Raw genomic sequence first — 16,564 nt, forward strand, 5'->3', positions numbered from 1 at the left:
TGAACAATGGGTTAGAGGTATAAATGGTGCCGGGGGCGGAATCGAACCACCGACACGAGGATTTTCAAGTCAGACTCACTGCGTTGAATCTAAACGATAATTTCTGAGATGTTGCCGACACGTGGAGAAAACATCCTCGTGGATACCCCCATTTATACCCCCCAAAACAGATGCTTGAGTTATCAACAGGTTAGCAGGCGGAGAGTGAGACAAATTCGAGACAAAATGCTACTTTAGATACTGTATGAAAAAAACAAACGAAGACTTCCGACGAGAACTCTACATCAGTGCGTTAGTCGCCTTTATCAATTCAAGCAACTCAACTAGCACAACACATATGAAGAAATGGGCGGACGCAGCTTTGGAAGCATACGATCAGGCTTTTCGACCTGACACGTACTAGTGGGACGGCAAGACACTCTTGGTGGGCCATTCAAATCAGAGGTGCTCCTTTCGGTACGTAACCTGCTTGGAGTTCTGACCTGTCCGGCAGGCTCTCCAGTGCCTCACCTCAGACCTATTCACTAATACCTGCACTCCGCAGATAACAGCTGGTCGGCTGTGTGAACCAGGCCGTGCTAGCGACCGGGTCTTCAGTCCTATCCCGTTTACCCTTTCAGAAGAGCCTCCGCAGCTCTAGCACACTACGTCCTCAAGTTTGGGGAGTTCAAAAAAGCTTTCATAGGAAAACTCCAATCTCCCCCCATTGATGGAGGTGAAGATAATATTGGTTTTCACTCCGAACACCTCAATGACCTTAGGTTAAGTGGAAGACAAAAACGAGACAACGCCCGCTTGGGCGCTTGATTATGTCTGCTAAGTCTTTGAAATTATGGTGCCCGGGGGCGGAATCGAACCACCGACACGAGGATTTTCAATCCACTGCTCTACCCCTGAGCTACCCGGGCACGGGAATGGCGTTTGCCATTGGGTGGAGGCCTTCTATGACTTGCCACAGGCAGTGTCCAGAGGCTTTTTGACATTTTTTCAATGCGGTCGGGGCGTGGGGCTTTCGGTTGGTTCCGAAGTCGACTCGGCGTCTTCTTCACGTTGCGATGGCACCGCATATGAACCGTTCAGCCACTTTGCCAAATCGATATCCGCGCAGCGTTTCGAGCAGAATGGGCGAAAGGCCTGCTGAGTGTATTCTCCGCAGATCGGGCAGCTCATTTCAGGATCTCCGTCAAAGGGATACGACCACGTTTGCGCTGAAGTTCGAAATGTCCCAGCGGTGTCCAACCGGCCAGGATTGTCTCGTCAGGATCAGATTTGAACGCCGACCGTAAGGCAGATTCGAAACCTCTTCGGTCTTTCTTGGGCATCGGTGCCAGGTCCAGGGTGATTTGACCTCCCAATCCGCGCACGCGCAGGGCGCGCGGCAGGGTTTTGGCGCAGGCGAAGTTGGTCTTGGTCCCAGCGGCCAGAGACGTGTCGGCGCCGGTGTTTACATCAACCGCAACCAGGGCGCGGGTCGGTTGGATATAGAGGTGTCCCCCACCGGGCAGCGCTTCGGAAATACCCTGTGCGGTGTCAAGCGCGTCCAGCACGCCGTGGTCTTCGAAACCACCAGATGCGGTCACGACCTCGGCCGGATCCGTCCAATCGCGCCAGGCCAGGATATGAGGGCCATCGCCCTCACTGAGCAATTCGGGTTCTGTGCCTGAGTCATTTAGCACCTGCTCGGCCAGCGCAAGCATGGCCGAGATATCCTCGGCGATCTCTTCGGCCTCGGCTCCTTGGCAGCAGGAACGTAATATTAGGCCATGCGGGCAGTCGCCCATCTGTTCATGAGCAATTTCGAGCAGTTGGTCGCGCACATCTTCATCCCGAATACGGCGCGAGATGTTCAAACCGGGAGCGTCGGGTGTCACGATTGCATAGCGGCTTTTGAACAGGATGCGGTTTGTGACGGGGATGGCTTTGCCGGGTTCGGGATACCCAATCACCTGCACCAAAAGCAGCGCGCCGGGGGCCAAACCTTTGACCTGTCTCAGAAACGCGGGACCCTCAGGGGTGGTCAGAAACATGCCGCCTTGACCTTTGACCGGGCGATCCGCACGGGCGCGGTAGATCGTGCCGGGTGCCGGGGCATCTGCGGCGATCAGAAAATCGTCGAGGACGCCGTCCACCATCAGGGCTGCAGCTTCGCGTCCCTGAATGTGATCCAGAATGATGGTACGGCCCTTCATGATGCCTCGCGATATAGGGGATAGCCGATGCCTTGCAGCAGTGCGGCAGTTTCGGACAAGGGCAGGCCGACGATACCGGTGAACGAGCCTGAAATCCATGGGATGAAAGCACCAGCAGGGCCTTGAATTGCATAGGCTCCGGCCTTGCCCTCCCAGTCTTCCGTCGCAAGATAGGCATAGATTTCGGAATCTGACAGCCGCTTCACCTTGACCTGAGAAACCACGTCGCGCTGGAGAATTTTGTCGCCGCGCCGCACCGCAACCGAGGTGATCACCCGATGGCGTCGGCCGGACAGAGCGTGCAGAAATTCGGCAGCTTGGCCAGCGCCTTCGGGTTTGCCAAGAATTCGGCGGCCCAGTGCGACCGTTGTGTCGGCGCATAGGGTGATATCATCGCTATCTGCCTGAATAGACTGCACTTTCTGCCGTGTGATGCGGCTGCAATAGGGGGCTGGCAGTTCGCCTTTCAGCGGCGTTTCATCGATATCCGGCGCACGGATCGCATCGGGCTGAACGCCAAGCTGCGCCAGCAGGTCCAGCCGCCTTGGGCTGCCCGATCCGAGGATAAACGCCATGTGTCGGGCGTTACTTGAAGCGGTAGTTGATCCGACCCTTAGTCAGATCATAAGGGGTCATTTCGACCTGAACTTTGTCGCCGGCCAGAACACGGATGCGATTCTTACGCATCTTGCCTGCCGTATGTGCGATGATCTCATGGCCGTTTTCCAGCTCGACCCGAAACGTCGCATTAGGCAGGAGTTCCTTCACGACACCGGGAAATTCGAGCGTATCTTCCTTGGCCATGTTGTCTCCATCATTACGTTGCACCTGCAGAATCTGCAGTTCGTGCGCTTAAATGAGCCTATTCCGGCCTTATTTCAAGGGCGAAGTCACCTAAAGAGGTGATATTGTGACTGAATCGACTCGGGCATCTTGCTCGGCCCAATGGGTGCGGTTCAACACGCGCCCGTCTGCACGGACGTTTGCGATTGCGGACAGGTCGACCTCGGCATAGGTCCAGCCGGATGTATTCAGAGTGCCCTCGGCAAGCACACCCGTCGGAGGGAACCCGATATCGGGCGGGCCAAACACGCCGCCCATACCGGTATTCATATCTACCGCTTCAGACCATTCATTGCCGCCAACCAATGATGACATTACCGTAACGCATTGATTCTCAAGAGCGCGGGACATGGCGCCGATCCGTACGCGCCAATAACCGGACAGGGCTTCGGTACAGGATGGAACGAGGATCAGATCGGCCTCGCTCAGCGCGCGACCCAAGAGCGGGAACTCACTGTCATAGCAGATCAGAACGCCGATTTTACCCAAAGCGGTATCGAACAGTTTCAACGGACCACTTGGGGCGATGTCCCAGACCTCGCGTTCAAACCGTGTCATGATCTGCTTGTCCTGATGGTCGCGGCGACCATCAGGCGCGTAGAGGACTGCGCGGTTCACTGGACGGCCTGATCTGTCGATCACCGGGGCTGACGCACCCAAAATGTATGCATTGTACGTCATCGCCAGGCGGGAATGTATGTCTTGTACATCTTCCATCCAGTCGGAAACGGCGTGGATAGAACGTTCAAGATTACCTGCCACCTTGGGACCATCGAGTGTCGACAACTCCATCGCACCATACTCGGGGAACACGAGAAGGTTGGAACCATGACTTACGGCTTCGGAAACCCACGCCTCAACTTTGTCTTCATATTGCGCCCAACTGTCTAGCCAATTCAGGTTGTAAGCAGCAGTTGCGATTTTCATTCATTTTCCCCGTTTTGCAGCGTGTCGGATCTCTGGGCCGCAAATTACGGCGGACCAATACAAGCATTATGTTGCTCGTTACGGATCATCAAACCTCAGTAGCCACGAGGCCAGACCCGGACCGAAGCATTCCCTAATAGATCGTAGAACCGGCCGCCAACATCCCACGAACTGGAATATCGATGCTCTACTTTTCTTCGAGTACGCCCCGTCTTGGCACCAAGATAGAGCGGGCAGTCAGCTTTGGTGGGCATCGAACACATCAATTGTAAAGTAGAGGCAAATTTTGAACCTAAATTCGTTCAACTTTGACCGAGTCTTCGGGATAAAACGCCAGATGGTTCTTAACTTCGGCGATGGTATCGAGTGGGTTCTCATAGCTCCACGCCGCGTTTTTAGTGACTGATGATTTGTTCACGATCGAGAAATGCGTGGCCTCCCCCTTGCCTTCGCATTGGGTCACTTTGTCGGTGCGATCCAAAAAAGCCATTGCGATATCCGCGCGCGGGAAATAGATGACCGGGTCTTTGTCACCTTCAAGCAATTCCAGCGCTGCTGTGGTTTCACCTAGAATCGCGCCGCCTGAACGCACGCTCCATTTACCCGGCGCTTTGCGAATTGTGATGGTGTCTGTCATTCCTGTTCCTTCCCTTGTCGGTTCGGGGCTTCTCCTCTGCCCAATCTATGTAACATGCTGGTGTCAAACCGGCGCAGTTGCGGCATCCAACCACAGTTGAGCGGCGTCGCCCAGCCTTGGCCGGACTTTTTCTACGACTTCGCCGTGATAGGCGTTCAGCCAGGCGCGTTCCTCGCGTGTCAGCATGTCGACCAGGATCAGACGCCGGTCGATCGGTACAAATGTCAGCGTCCGCCAGTTCAGCATGGCCCGTTCGTCATCGCCACCGGGCAGGGCGGGGGCATCCTCCACGACGACAAGGTTTTCCAGACGAATGCCAAAGGCGCCCTCGCGGTAATATCCCGGCTCGTTCGACAGGATCATTCCCGGCTCAAGTGGGACGTGGCTGACCCGTGACAGGCGTTGAGGGCCCTCGTGTACGCTGAGATAGGTGCCGACCCCGTGTCCAACCCCGTGATTGAAATCCTGCCCGGCCAGCCACAGAGGCAGCCGTGCGACGCACTCGATATCACGCCCGGCCAGACCAACAGGCCAGCGCAGCATCGACATGGCGATCATGCCTTTGAGAACGCGGGTGAAGCAGGCCTTTTCCTCATCCCCAACATCGCCGACCGCTATCGTGCGGGTGATGTCGGTGGTGCCGTCCAGATATTGCCCGCCGCTATCCAGCACCAGCAGGTGACCGTTTTCCAGCGTGCTGTCAGTTTCCTCGGTCACGCGGTAATGCATGATGGCCCCGTTCGGGCCGGTGCCCGCGATGGTGTCGAACGAGATATCCTGCAGGGCGTTGTCTCGGCGGCGGCTTTCTTCCAGCCGCGTCACCACCTGAGTCTCGGTCAGGCTGCCCGGGGTCTGTCCATCCAGCCAGCATAGCAGTTCCACCACCGCTGCAGCATCGCGCAGATGCGCCTCGGCGGTGCCAGCGATTTCGGCCGGATTCTTGCGGGCTTTGGGCAAGGCGCAGGGATCGCCGCCGTCTACCAAACGGTCCCCCAACGTATCCGCCACGAATTGCGGAACCGTATTTGGATCAACCTGCACCTTGCCTTCTAGCGCCTCGACTGCAGTCAGGAATGTGTCGGGCTCGTGCTGGGTAACCTTGTCGCCCAAATGGTCCTCAAGCCCGGTCAGCTTGGCAGCGGCCATGAACAGATCGACGCGACCATCGGCGTGCAGGATGGCAAAGCCATGGGCCACGGGGTTGTATGCGATGTCCGAGCCGCGAATGTTCAGCAGCCACATGATCGAATCCGGCAGAGTGATCACTGCAGCCGTGCGATCCGCTGTTTTTAGCTCATCGGCGAGGTGATGGATCTTGCTCTCGGCGCTTTCGCCGGCAAATTCAATCGGATGCACTCTGACCGGATTCATCGGAGGGTCGGGTTGATCCGCCCAAATCCGATCAACAAGGTTATCACAACGCACCAGTTCGATCCCGCTGCCTTCAAGGTCTTTCTGCGCAGCAGTAATCTGCCCTGCCGCGTGGAGCCACGGATCAAATCCCACCTTGCCACCATTTGATAGCTGTTCTTTCAACCACGTGCTCAGGCTGACATCGGGCCACGGCACCGGCGTGTAGTCTTCAGCGACCTGCGCCTTCACCTGCGTGCGATAGCGTCCATCAATGAAGACCCCCGCAATATCCGTGAGTGCCGCGCAAAAGCCCGCAGACCCCGTGAAGCCGGTAAGCCAGGCCAGCCTTTCATCTCGTGGGGCCACATATTCCCCCTGATGCGCATCCGCGCGCGGGATCAGGAAACCCTGCAGGCCTTCGCGTGCCAGCTCATCCCGCAATGCGGCCAGTCGTGGTGGGCCTTGCTCGGGGCGTGCGGTCACTTCGAAACTCTGGAACATGGGCGGCCTCTTCGGGTGGATTTGGATGCGGTGAAACCTGAGGGCTGCGCCAAAGAATGTCCAGCGCCAGTTCAGCTGTCCGAGGGCGCTCCAAGAAATTCGATGAGGCTTTGCATGTAGATCTCGTAGGCGGGGTTTCCGGGCAGCGGAATTTGATTGGCGGTTTCAAGGATAACAAGCGAGGCATTTGGAATGCCTGCAGCCAGTTTTCGTGCCTCGGTCAGAGGGTGAACTTCGGTGTGGCGTCCGTGCAGGATCAGGGTTGGGCAAGTGATTTCGGATAGCAAATGCAGGGCGGAGGTGCTGTTTCCGATGTCTCGATACAAAAGCTTTTGCTCACGCGAATAAAGCGCCTGCATCTCTTGCACCATGTACCGGACATCATCGAGTGGACCATCGGGAAAGTAGCTGAGCGTTGAGCCCATCGCGTATCCGCCGCCCGGTGTTTGCCAACCTTCTGCAATGAGTGTTCGGATCGAATCGGGTTGTTTCGTATCACCCCGGTGGTCTCGCCCTTCGGCCCAGCCGCCAGCGATCACCAGCTTATCAACTCGATCCGGATGCCGCGCTGCGAAATGCAGGGCTGGGAAGGTTCCCCCAAACTCGCCGATGATCGAGAAACGCTCGAACCCGGCGGCATTGGTCACGGCCAGAATTTCCTGGATCCTGAGGTCAAAAACGGCTTGATGGTCCGAGTTGGAGCTTACTCCGTGATCCTTGTTGTAGCGCAGCAGGCGGAATTGCTCGGCCATATCCATCAACCGGGTGCGTTCAGAAGACAAGCGCCATTCGGCTTCCAGATCATGAATGACCGAGCCGATGCGAAGAACGGGGTTACCACTGCCCGATAGCGAATAGGGGATTGGCCGGCCATCGCTGCCTTGGGCATAACGCAGTTTCTGGGTCCGGCTGTTCTCGTCCGAGTTTGAACCAGCGTCGCTTTTGACCTCGGCCGTCATCTGCAATCCGCGTCGGACGATTGTTCGAATGATCCGTTGTGACTTGCCATCATCACCAACAGCCCGACGGGCCGCTGCAATGCGTGCACTGATCGTTGAATCCGAGACAAACCGGCCGTTCCAGACCCGATCGATGATCTCCTCTCGGACAACCAGTTTACCGGGGCTTTCAGCCAGCAATTCCAGCAGATCAAAGACCTGCGGTTCTACCGGTACGGTCTCGCCGCCCCGCAGCAAAACGTGGCGGTCCACATCAAGAACACAGTCTGCAAACTCATATCGCATGGGCTGAATACACTCTGTTTCGGCGCAGGCCTCAAGTTTCGATGATTATCCCAAGGAATTCTCGGGGGTTTCTCAGGATCGCCTTCAAGCAGGCGCGCGGCATAGTGACCACATTGGAAGCAACAGACAGGAGATCAAGATGATGCTTCCCTTTGACACCGCGTTGTTGCGCCACCTGGCTGCCCGCCACCGGCCAAGCCTACCCCGCCCGCGCGCTGAACCCTTGGGCAGGGCGATAACCATGCCCAATTGGCTGGTAATTCTGGTGCTTCGTTTGACGGCGCAGGGCGGGCGGGCTTAGCTGGCCCGCTTCATCCCCATGACCCGCGCCCGCGCCCTCGGATCGCTGTCGAACAGCGCCGCCAATTGCTCGGTCATTGCCCCGGCCAGTTGCTCCACATCGGTGATCGTCACCGCGCGGTCGTAATACCGGGTTACGTCGTGACCGATCCCGATAGCCAACAATTCTACCATCTTGCGTTTTTCGACCATGGCGATCACGTCGCGCAGGTGCTTTTCCAGATAGTTCGCCGGATTCACGCTGAGTGTTGAATCATCGACCGGAGCGCCGTCCGAAATCACCATCAAAATCTTGCGCGCCTCGCGTCGGGCCAACATCCGGCGATGCGCCCATTCCAGCGCCTCACCGTCGATGTTTTCTTTCAGCAATCCCTCTTTCATCATCAGACCCAAATTGGGTCGCGCGCGCCGCCACGGGGCATCGGCACCCTTGTAGATGATGTGGCGCAGGTCATTCAGTCGCCCCGGTTGCTGCGGGCGGCCATCGTTCAGCCATGCCTCACGCGCCTGACCACCTTTCCACGCGCGGGTGGTAAAGCCCAGAATCTCGACCTTCACGTTGCAACGCTCCAGCGTCCGCGCCAGAACATCAGCGCAGATGGCGGCAATTGAAATCGGACGCCCGCGCATCGAGCCGGAATTGTCCAGCAACAGCGTCACCACCGTGTCGCGGAATTCGGTGTCTTTTTCGACCTTGAAGCTTAGCGGCGTGGTCGGGTTGGCCACGACACGCGCCAGACGTCCGGCATCCAGAATGCCTTCCTCGCGGTCGAACTCCCAGGACCGGTTCTGCTGTGCTTGCAAGCGACGCTGCAACTTGTTGGCCAGACGGCTCACCGCGCCCTTCAGCGGTTCCAGTTGCTGGTCCAGATAGGCGCGCAACCGTTCCAGTTCGGCGGGTTCCGCCAAATCTTCAGCCGCGATTTCTTCATCATGGGTGTTCAGATAGACCTTGTAGTCAGGATCGGCCTCGGACGCGGGCGGCGGGGCCGGAGGTTCCAGCGGAGCTTCACCCTCGGGCATTTCCGCCTCATCGCCCATCTCATCCTCGGCCATCTCGTCCATTGAGACCTGAGCCTGAGATTGGTCCTGCTGCTCTTCCTGAGTTTGCTCAGGCGTCGCGTCGGCGTCCTGTTCGTCCTGATCATCCTGACCGGTGCTATCGGGATCGGGCTGTTCTTCGGCCTCTTCTTCGGCCTGATCTTCCTGCTCGTCGTCCAGCTCATCAGGGTCCTCGCCCAGCTGGTCGCCATAGCCCAGATCCATGATCATCTGGCGGGCAAACTTGGCAAATTCGGCCTGATCCGAGAGCGCCTCATCAAGGTTTTCCAGCACGCCGCCGGCCTGTTCCTCGATAAATCCGCGCCACAGGTTCATGACATTCTCAGCCGCAGGCGGCATGTCGCGCCCCGTCGCCAGATGTCGGATCAGATAGCCCGCCGCCACAGCCAAAGGCGCATCCGCAGGCTGCTTGCATTGGTCATAGCCACGCCGGATCGCCTCATGCCCGATCTTGACGTCGATATTTGACGCGGTTCCGGGCATGTCCCGTGCGCCCATCGCCTCGCAGCGGGCCGTTTCCATCGCCTCATAAAGATCCCGCGCCATATCTCCTGGAGGCGCATAGCGCGCGTGCGTCGCGTCGTCATGGTACTTGCGCTGCAGGGCCAGAGCATCTGCCGTGCCGCGCGCCAACAACACCTCTTCGCGCGTCATCCGGCGTGAGACCTGCGGCAGCCGCATGGACTCGCCCGACAGACCTGAGGGGTCGACCGTATAGCTTACCGAAAGCTCAGGGTCATCGGCCATGACCTTGGTGGCTTCGGCCAGCGCCTTTTTAAAAGGATCAGCAGGGTTGTCGTTTGGTTTACTCATCTGTCCGCCCCTGCTTCTTCAAGCGTCATTTCATCACTTGCCAGACGCGCCAGCATATCCACATGCACGTCCAGCGCATCAACAACCTTATATCCGGGATCTCGCCCGTCAAAGGCAAGGTTCAGGTCGGTCCCAGCCAAAACGACGGCATCAGCATTCAAATCATCCACCATACGGCGACCCGCGTCCAGAAACAGTGCGCGATCCTGATCGGAGCAAACCCCGGCAACGGCCATATCCTGGTAAGTTTGTCCCAGCATTTCGATCTCATCTTCCAAAGCAACCGCCCGGGTTTGCCCAAGCTGACCATAAAGTTTGGTCTGCATCACAACACGCGTTCCAAGCAACCCGACAGTGCCAAACCTCTGCGAGGCGAAATACGCATCCAGAGGCTTTACGGCCGAAATAAGCGGCAGCGGAGACAACGGCACGGTTTCATCATAGCAGAAATGCCCACCCAGCGACGTGATTGCCACACAATCCACGCCTGCCGCCTTCAGGCGATCAATGAGCCCTGCGTAGACCTGCGCTTGTGCATCCCGTTTGTCCGCCAGATTGTTGCGGATCAATTCCTGCACATCCGCATGCACGATGGTCAGTTCCATCAGCTTTCCACGCGCCGCCATCGCCGCACTCAGCCGCTGATAATAAACCACCGTTGCAGCAACACCGATCCCGCCAATCAATCCGATATGCATGGCGGTCCCCCTGTCACCCCAGGCTGGCGCTCGCCGCGCTTTCCGGCAGTTCCTCATCAAAACAACGCTGATAGAACTCAGCTACGGTCTGGCGTTCCAGTTCGTCGCATTTGTTCAGGAAGGACAGGCGGAAGGCATAGCCGATGTTGCGGAAAATCTCGGCGTTTTGGGCCCAGTTGATCACGGTCCGGGGGCTCATGACGGTGGACAGGTCGCCGTTCATGAAGGCGGTCCGGGTCAGGTCGGCAACGGTGACCATCTGGCTGACGGTCTTGCGGCCTTCGGCAGTGTTGTAATGGGGGGCTTTGGACAGCACGATCATCGTCTCGGCATCGTGGCTGAGGTAGTTCAGTGTCGAAACCAGCGACCAGCGGTCCATCTGCGCCTGGTTGATCTGTTGCGTGCCATGATAGAGGCCGGTGGTGTCGCCCAGACCCACGGTGTTTGCAGTCGCAAACAGGCGGAAGTTCGGGTTCGGCGTGATGATTTCATTCTGGTCCAGCAAGGTCAGCTTGCCGTCATGCTCCAGCACGCGCTGGATTACGAACATCACATCCGCACGGCCCGCGTCGTATTCGTCGAACACGATGGCAACGGGGTTACGCAGGGCCCAGGGCAGGATGCCTTCGTGGAACTCGGTGACCTGCTTGCCGTCGCGCAGCTTGATCGCATCCTTACCGATCAGGTCGATCCGGCTGATGTGGCTGTCGAGGTTCACACGCACGGCGGGCCAGTTCAGACGGGCAGCGACCTGTTCGATATGGGTCGATTTCCCAGTGCCGTGATAGCCCTGAATCATCACCCGGCGGTTATGGGTAAAGCCGGCAAGAATCGCCAATGTGGTTTCGGGGTCGAACTTGTAGGTCGGGTCGATGACCGGCACGCGGTCGCTGCGCTCGGCAAAGCCTTTGACTGCCATATCGCTGTCAATGCCAAACACCTCGCGAACCGAAATGTCCTCGGTGGGTTTTGCGTTGATGTCGATCGATCCGTCAGCCATGCGCCTTGTCCTTATCCTTTGGCCCGTTCACCGGGTTTGAACCCGTGTGTGGTGCAACATATTGCGGGCAAGGGCAAGGGAAAGAGGTGACCGGATCACGCTAGCCGGATGTTTCTTTGAAACTGGCCTTATGATGGCGCGGGTTCTAGTGAAAATCCCGGCTCGGGAACAGCCGCTTGGCCTGTTCGCGCGGATGACGGGCGCTTGGGCCGTTCTGTCGGGGACGCGGGGTGTCATCAGCTTGCGGTTGGGTGATGCCGATGGCCTCATCCAGCGGGTGCCCAAGCTCGGACAGTTTGTGCGACATATCAGTGATCTCCTGCGCGATCAGGTGCACGACGATCCCCTCGCGCTGCAGATACCCGCGGACCTGCAACAACCGCCCGCCCATCACGATGCGGCGAAACCGTTCATAGACCTTAGGCCAGACAACCACATTGCTGACCCCGGTTTCATCCTCGAGCGTTAGAAAGATCACGCCCGAGGCGGTTCCCGGCCGTTGGCGTGTGATCACCAGCCCGCACACGCTGTAGCGGCCCAGCGGGATGTCCTGCAGCGTGGCATGGGGCACAAGGCCGGGGATGGACGGGCGCAACAGCTCCATCGGGTGTGAACGTAGGGTCAGGCGGGTCGAGACGTAGTCTTCGACCACTTCCTCGCCCAGATGCATCACCGGCAGGTTCACCTGTGGTTCGTTAATGCTTTCCCCATCGATCGGGTCATTGAACAGTGGCAGGGCGGTTCGGCTGCGGATGGCTTTGACATGCCACAGGGCGTCGCGCCGGGTCAGATCCATACCGGAAAACGCATCCGCCTCGGCCAGACGGGTCAGTACATCCGGGCGCAGTCCTGCGCGCAGCCACAGCGTTTCGGGGTCCGGATACCCATTACCCCGCGCGGCCACGATCCAATCCGCATCCTCCTGCTTGAACCCTTTGATCTGGCGAAAACCCAGCCGCAGGGCCAGCGCCCCGTCGGCGCGGCGTTCCAGCAGATTGTCCCAGGTCGAGGTGTTAACGCAGACCGGGCGGATCTCGACCCCATGCTCGCGCGCGTCCCGCGCGATCTGGGCCGGGGCGTAAAACCCCATGGGTTGCGAATTCAACAGCGCGCAGGCAAAGATCGCCGGGTGGTGGCATTTCATCCAGGCCGAGACATAGGCGAGCATCGCAAAAGCCGCCGCATGGCTTTCGGGAAAGCCGTAATCGGCAAAGCCTTCGATCTGGCCAAAGCAGCGGTCGGCGACCTCGGGCGTATAGCCATTGTTCAGCATCCCCGCGATGAACTTGTCGCGATAAGTGCCAATGGTCCCCATGCGCCGGAACGAGGCCAGCGAGCGGCGCAGGTGGTCGGCCTCTTCCGCCGAAAACCCTGCACCAACCACGGCGATTTGCAGGGCCTGTTCCTGAAACAGCGGCACGCCCAGCGTGCGCCGTGTCACCTCTTCCAAAGCGGGGCCGAAGGGTTCGGACTTTTCCAGCCCGTTGCGCCGCCGGATATAGGGCTGCACCATATCGCCCTGAATGGGGCCGGGGCGGACGATGGCGACCTCGATCACCAGATCGTAGAACTCACGCGGCCTCATCCGGGGCAGGAAATTCATCTGTGCCCGGCTTTCGACCTGAAACACGCCCACCGCATCGGCGGCGCACAGCATGTCATAGGTCGCCGTGTCCTCTTGCGGGACGGTGGCGATGCTGAGGGTTTCGCTGTTGTGTTGCTGCATCAGGTCAAACGCCTTGCGGATACAGCTGAGCATCCCCAGCCCCAATATATCCACCTTCAGAATGCCAAGCGCATCGATGTCGTCCTTGTCCCACTCGATCACGGTGCGATCTTCCATCGCGGCGTTTTCAATCGGGCACAGCTCATCCAGCCGCCCTTTGGTGATGACAAACCCGCCTACATGCTGCGACAGATGGCGGGGGAAGCCGATGATCTCGCCAATCAGTCGAACCGTCTGCATCAGGCGCCGGTCTTTGAGGTCGAGGCCGAGTTCCTGCAGCCTCTCGGCGTCAACGCCGCCATTGCTCATCCCCCAGATCTGGCCGGACAGACCTGCGGTGACGTCCTGAGACAGGCCCATCACCTTGCCCACCTCGCGGATTGCCGCGCGGGATCGGAAATGGATGACCGTGGCACAGAGGCCCGCGCGGTGGCGGCCATATTTCTCGTAAATCCACTGGATCACCTCTTCGCGCCGCTCGTGTTCGAAATCCACATCGATATCCGGCGGCTCACCCCGGTACTTCGAGACAAAACGCTCGAACACCATGGCGATCATGTCGGGGCTGACATCGGTGATGCCCAGCAGATAACACAGGATCGAATTGGCGGCAGATCCGCGCCCCTGGCACAGAATGCCCTGCGAGCGGGCGAATTGCACAATGTCATGCACGGTCAGGAAATAGGCCGGGAAATCCAGATCGGCGACCAGGGCCAGTTCCTTTTTCATCAGACTGATGGCCTTCTCGGTCGGGCCATCGGGATAGCGCCGTTTCAACCCCTCGCGCGCCAGACGTTCCAGTCGCGCCAGCGGGGTCTCGGTGCTGGCGATCTCGTCTGGGTATTCGTAAGACAGCTCGCTCAGGTCAAAGCTGCAGCGGTCGGCGATTTCCAACGTGCGGCGCAGCGCGCCGGGGTGATCCTGAAACAGCCGGGCCATATCCGCATAGCCTTTCAGCCGCCGCTCGGCATTGGGCAGGGCGCGGGTGCCGATCTGGTCAATGGTGATGTGTTCGCGCATGCAGGTCAGCACATCGGCCAGTTGGCGGCGGTTGCCACGGTGCATCAGCACATCGCCTACCGCCACCATGGGGGCCGAGGCCCGCAGCGCCGCCTGCGCACAGGCCGCTAGATAAGCCCGGTCACTGCCGTCATAGCGCGGCACAGCGCCCAGAAAGACCGCATTGGGGAATTGCCGCCGGACGGTCTGAATGTCGGGGATGGCCTGTTTCAACCCTGCCTGAGGCAGTGCGATCAGGATCATCCCCTGACAGGACGCCAGCATGTCTTTCAGGTCCAGATGGCAGTCGCCTTTCTCGGCCCGTCGTTTGCCCCGCGTCAGCAGGCGGGTCAGTCGCTGATAGGCGGCGCGGTCGCGGGGCAGGGCCAGCCAGTGCACCGCGCTGTCGCGCAGAACCAGACGGCAGCCGACGATCAGCTTGGGCAGGGCGGGTACGTCCGGTTTGTCGATCGGCTGCACATGCCCGACCTCTTGCCGGGATGAGGAATCGAGCCGGTGTTGCGAGCGGATTTGAACCGCGCCTTCCGCCTCGCGCCGCAGCTCTTTCAATGTGCTCCAGCCCCGGACCACCCCGGCCAGAGAGTTCCGGTCGGTGATCGCGATGGCCTTCAGGCCCAGCTCTGCCGCGCGGGTCACCAGCTCTTCTGGGTGTGAGGCTCCGGTCAGGAAGGTGAAATTGGTGGTTACGCCCAGCTCGGCATAGCCGGGTTCCTGCGCGTGTGAGCTGGGCGGGTTCGGTTTGGTCATGCGAATTCCCCATGCACGAACCATCCCGGATTTTGCGGCGTGTAATACAGCCACAACCGTCGCCCCTGCCGGGTTTCAACCTGCCAGTAATCGCGCAAACCCGTGCGCCAGTTCTCATCTTCCAGCCACCATTCGGGGCAGATGCGTTCGGGGCCGGTTGAGCGGCCTGTGGTCAGCGACATGCGTCGCCAGCGAAAGCGGCGCGGCGGGTGCGGGCCTGATCCGGCGATAGGTTCCGGCGGAAACAGTTGCAGGGGGCGGGGGCGCAGGGCGACCCAACCGCCTGCAGGATCGGAATAGGCGGCGGGCGAGATGATGAAGCTGCGTTCGGGGATATGGCTTTGCGCGGGCAGCAAGCGGTGGATCTGATCCAACCCGATCCGGGTACCGATGCGGGTGATCAGGTCATCCAGTTGGTCTTTGCCCCGGCTTGCGGCGCGGCTGATCTGGCGCACCGGCAGGGGTTCCACCAGCGTGGCCTCCAGCCGCAGCTGATCGACGCCAAAGCCTGCATCCACCTCGGTCAATCCACGCTCGAACAGGGGCAGGATGCGATATGGATCACGCAGAGGGCGGGCCAGCCGCAGTTCGACCTGCTGGTGATCCTGATCCACCCGGCGCAAGGTGATGCATAGCTTGCGCGCGCCCATCTCCTGCGCTTTCAGCTTGTCGCAGAGCCGTTCCAGCAGCCGTTCGGCCCCGGCCATCATATCGGACAGTAGCCCAATGGGCTCGGGCAGGGTCATGCGCACGCCGTAATGGGGCGGGTCGGCCAGCGGGGTGATCTGTTCGGGCTGATCCCCCAAGGCCTGATCCAGCCGCATCAGAACCTCGGGGCCAAACCGGCGCGTCAATGGCGCGCGCGGGGTTTGTGCCAGCTCACTAATCCGACGCAGGCCCAGCCGTTGCAGCGCGACCGAGGTATCCTCATCCAGCCGCAGCGCCGCCACCGGTAGGGCGCGGATGGCCTTCAGCGTATCCTGGGTCGCAACCCCTTCGCCATAATGCGCCAGGGCCCAGGCCGCGCCGCGTGTCGGGGCCAGACCGATCTGCACCGCCAGCCCGGCGCGGGCCAGACGCCTGCGCATATCGGTCAGCATCATCTCTTCCCCGCCAGCCAGATGAGCCGATCCGGTGATGTCCAGAACCAGCCCATCCTCACCCTCGAGCCCGACCCAGGGGCAATAGCGTGTGGCCCAGCGGCGCAGGGCGTGCAGAAACCGCTGATCTCCTTGCGGGTCGGCAGGATGGCTTTGCAAATCGGGGCAAAAGGCGCGGGCATCGGAATAGGGCATACCGCAATGCAGGCCTTGCCGCTGGGCCTGCGTGTTCAGGCAATACACTCGGTTTGCATTATTCTGTTTCAGCGTCAGAACAAACGGCCCATCGACCGGGCGCAGGCGCAAAGCCCGGTCGCTTGCCAGCCGGGGAAACCAGAGTGAAACGATGCGGCGCTGCATCCCGCCGAACATATAAAACCCCCAAATGTTCTATATTTGTTCTT

14 protein-coding genes and 1 tRNA gene are annotated in these 16,564 nt (G+C 59.5%); 1 reads left to right on the plus strand and 14 read right to left on the minus strand.

Translation table 11 applies throughout. The features are described from left to right. Window positions 1–833 precede the first annotated feature (833 nt). The 9 genes from AC2FI7_RS05890 to AC2FI7_RS05930 form a co-directional block, all read right to left on the minus strand. Window positions 834–908 (minus strand) — tRNA-Phe (locus AC2FI7_RS05890). 79 nt (window positions 909–987) lie between these two features. Continuing rightward, window positions 988–1,170: a DNA gyrase inhibitor YacG gene (locus AC2FI7_RS05895; RefSeq protein ID WP_010437492.1), complete on the minus strand. Its 183-nt coding sequence runs from the start codon at window positions 1,168–1,170 to the stop codon at window positions 988–990. After that, window positions 1,167–2,189, minus strand: coding sequence for a ribonuclease E/G (locus tag AC2FI7_RS05900; protein ID WP_010437494.1), 1,023 nt, complete (start codon window positions 2,187–2,189; stop codon window positions 1,167–1,169). Before AC2FI7_RS05900 ends, AC2FI7_RS05895 begins: the two co-directional genes overlap by 4 nt. Beyond that, on the minus strand, window positions 2,186–2,764 hold the full coding sequence (locus tag AC2FI7_RS05905) for a Maf family protein (RefSeq protein ID WP_496816016.1): 579 nt from the start codon (window positions 2,762–2,764) through the stop codon (window positions 2,186–2,188). The genes AC2FI7_RS05900 and AC2FI7_RS05905 overlap by 4 nt, the downstream gene beginning before the upstream one ends. A 10-nt stretch (window positions 2,765–2,774) precedes the next feature. Next, entirely contained in the window at window positions 2,775–2,993 is a 219-nt protein-coding gene (gene infA, locus AC2FI7_RS05910) for a translation initiation factor IF-1 (protein ID WP_005978431.1), read from the minus strand. A gap of 90 nt (window positions 2,994–3,083) precedes the next feature. Next, window positions 3,084–3,959, minus strand: a complete 876-nt coding sequence (locus AC2FI7_RS05915; RefSeq protein ID WP_496816017.1) for a carbon-nitrogen hydrolase family protein — start codon at window positions 3,957–3,959, stop codon at window positions 3,084–3,086. Window positions 3,960–4,251: 292 nt separating this feature from the next. Further along, window positions 4,252–4,596, minus strand: coding sequence for a DUF427 domain-containing protein (locus AC2FI7_RS05920; RefSeq protein WP_010437523.1), 345 nt, complete (start codon window positions 4,594–4,596; stop codon window positions 4,252–4,254). A gap of 63 nt (window positions 4,597–4,659) precedes the next feature. Next, window positions 4,660–6,450, minus strand: coding sequence for an aminopeptidase P family protein (locus AC2FI7_RS05925; RefSeq protein ID WP_496816018.1), 1,791 nt, complete (start codon window positions 6,448–6,450; stop codon window positions 4,660–4,662). Between the two features lie 71 nt (window positions 6,451–6,521). Beyond that, window positions 6,522–7,694, minus strand: a complete 1,173-nt coding sequence (locus AC2FI7_RS05930) for an alpha/beta hydrolase (protein ID WP_496816020.1) — start codon at window positions 7,692–7,694, stop codon at window positions 6,522–6,524. Window positions 7,695–7,833: 139 nt separating this feature from the next. Between AC2FI7_RS05930 and AC2FI7_RS05935 the strand changes: the two genes are divergently transcribed. Then, a complete protein-coding gene (locus AC2FI7_RS05935) occupies window positions 7,834–7,995 on the plus strand; it encodes a hypothetical protein (RefSeq protein ID WP_010437527.1) in 162 nt (53 codons plus the stop codon). Here AC2FI7_RS05935 and cobT read toward each other — a convergent pair. The 5 genes from cobT to AC2FI7_RS05960 all read right to left on the minus strand — a co-directional run bounded on the left by cobT (window position 7,992) and on the right by AC2FI7_RS05960 (window position 16,532). After that, window positions 7,992–9,869, minus strand: coding sequence for a cobaltochelatase subunit CobT (gene cobT / locus AC2FI7_RS05940; protein ID WP_496816021.1), 1,878 nt, complete (start codon window positions 9,867–9,869; stop codon window positions 7,992–7,994). The genes AC2FI7_RS05935 and cobT overlap by 4 nt on opposite strands. Next, window positions 9,866–10,567: an aspartate/glutamate racemase family protein gene (locus tag AC2FI7_RS05945; RefSeq protein WP_010437531.1), complete on the minus strand. Its 702-nt coding sequence runs from the start codon at window positions 10,565–10,567 to the stop codon at window positions 9,866–9,868. Before AC2FI7_RS05945 ends, cobT begins: the two co-directional genes overlap by 4 nt. 13 nt (window positions 10,568–10,580) lie before the next feature. Continuing rightward, window positions 10,581–11,567 (minus strand): cobaltochelatase subunit CobS, encoded by a 987-nt coding sequence (cobS, locus tag AC2FI7_RS05950; RefSeq protein WP_010437533.1) that lies wholly within the window; start codon window positions 11,565–11,567, stop codon window positions 10,581–10,583. A 145-nt stretch (window positions 11,568–11,712) separates the two neighbouring features. Further along, window positions 11,713–15,060, minus strand: a complete 3,348-nt coding sequence (locus AC2FI7_RS05955) for an error-prone DNA polymerase (RefSeq protein ID WP_010437535.1) — start codon at window positions 15,058–15,060, stop codon at window positions 11,713–11,715. Then, window positions 15,057–16,532, minus strand: coding sequence for a Y-family DNA polymerase (locus tag AC2FI7_RS05960; protein WP_010437536.1), 1,476 nt, complete (start codon window positions 16,530–16,532; stop codon window positions 15,057–15,059). Before AC2FI7_RS05960 ends, AC2FI7_RS05955 begins: the two co-directional genes overlap by 4 nt. Window positions 16,533–16,564: the final 32 nt, after the last annotated feature.

The organism is Ruegeria sp. YTSA064 (genome assembly GCF_059610325.1).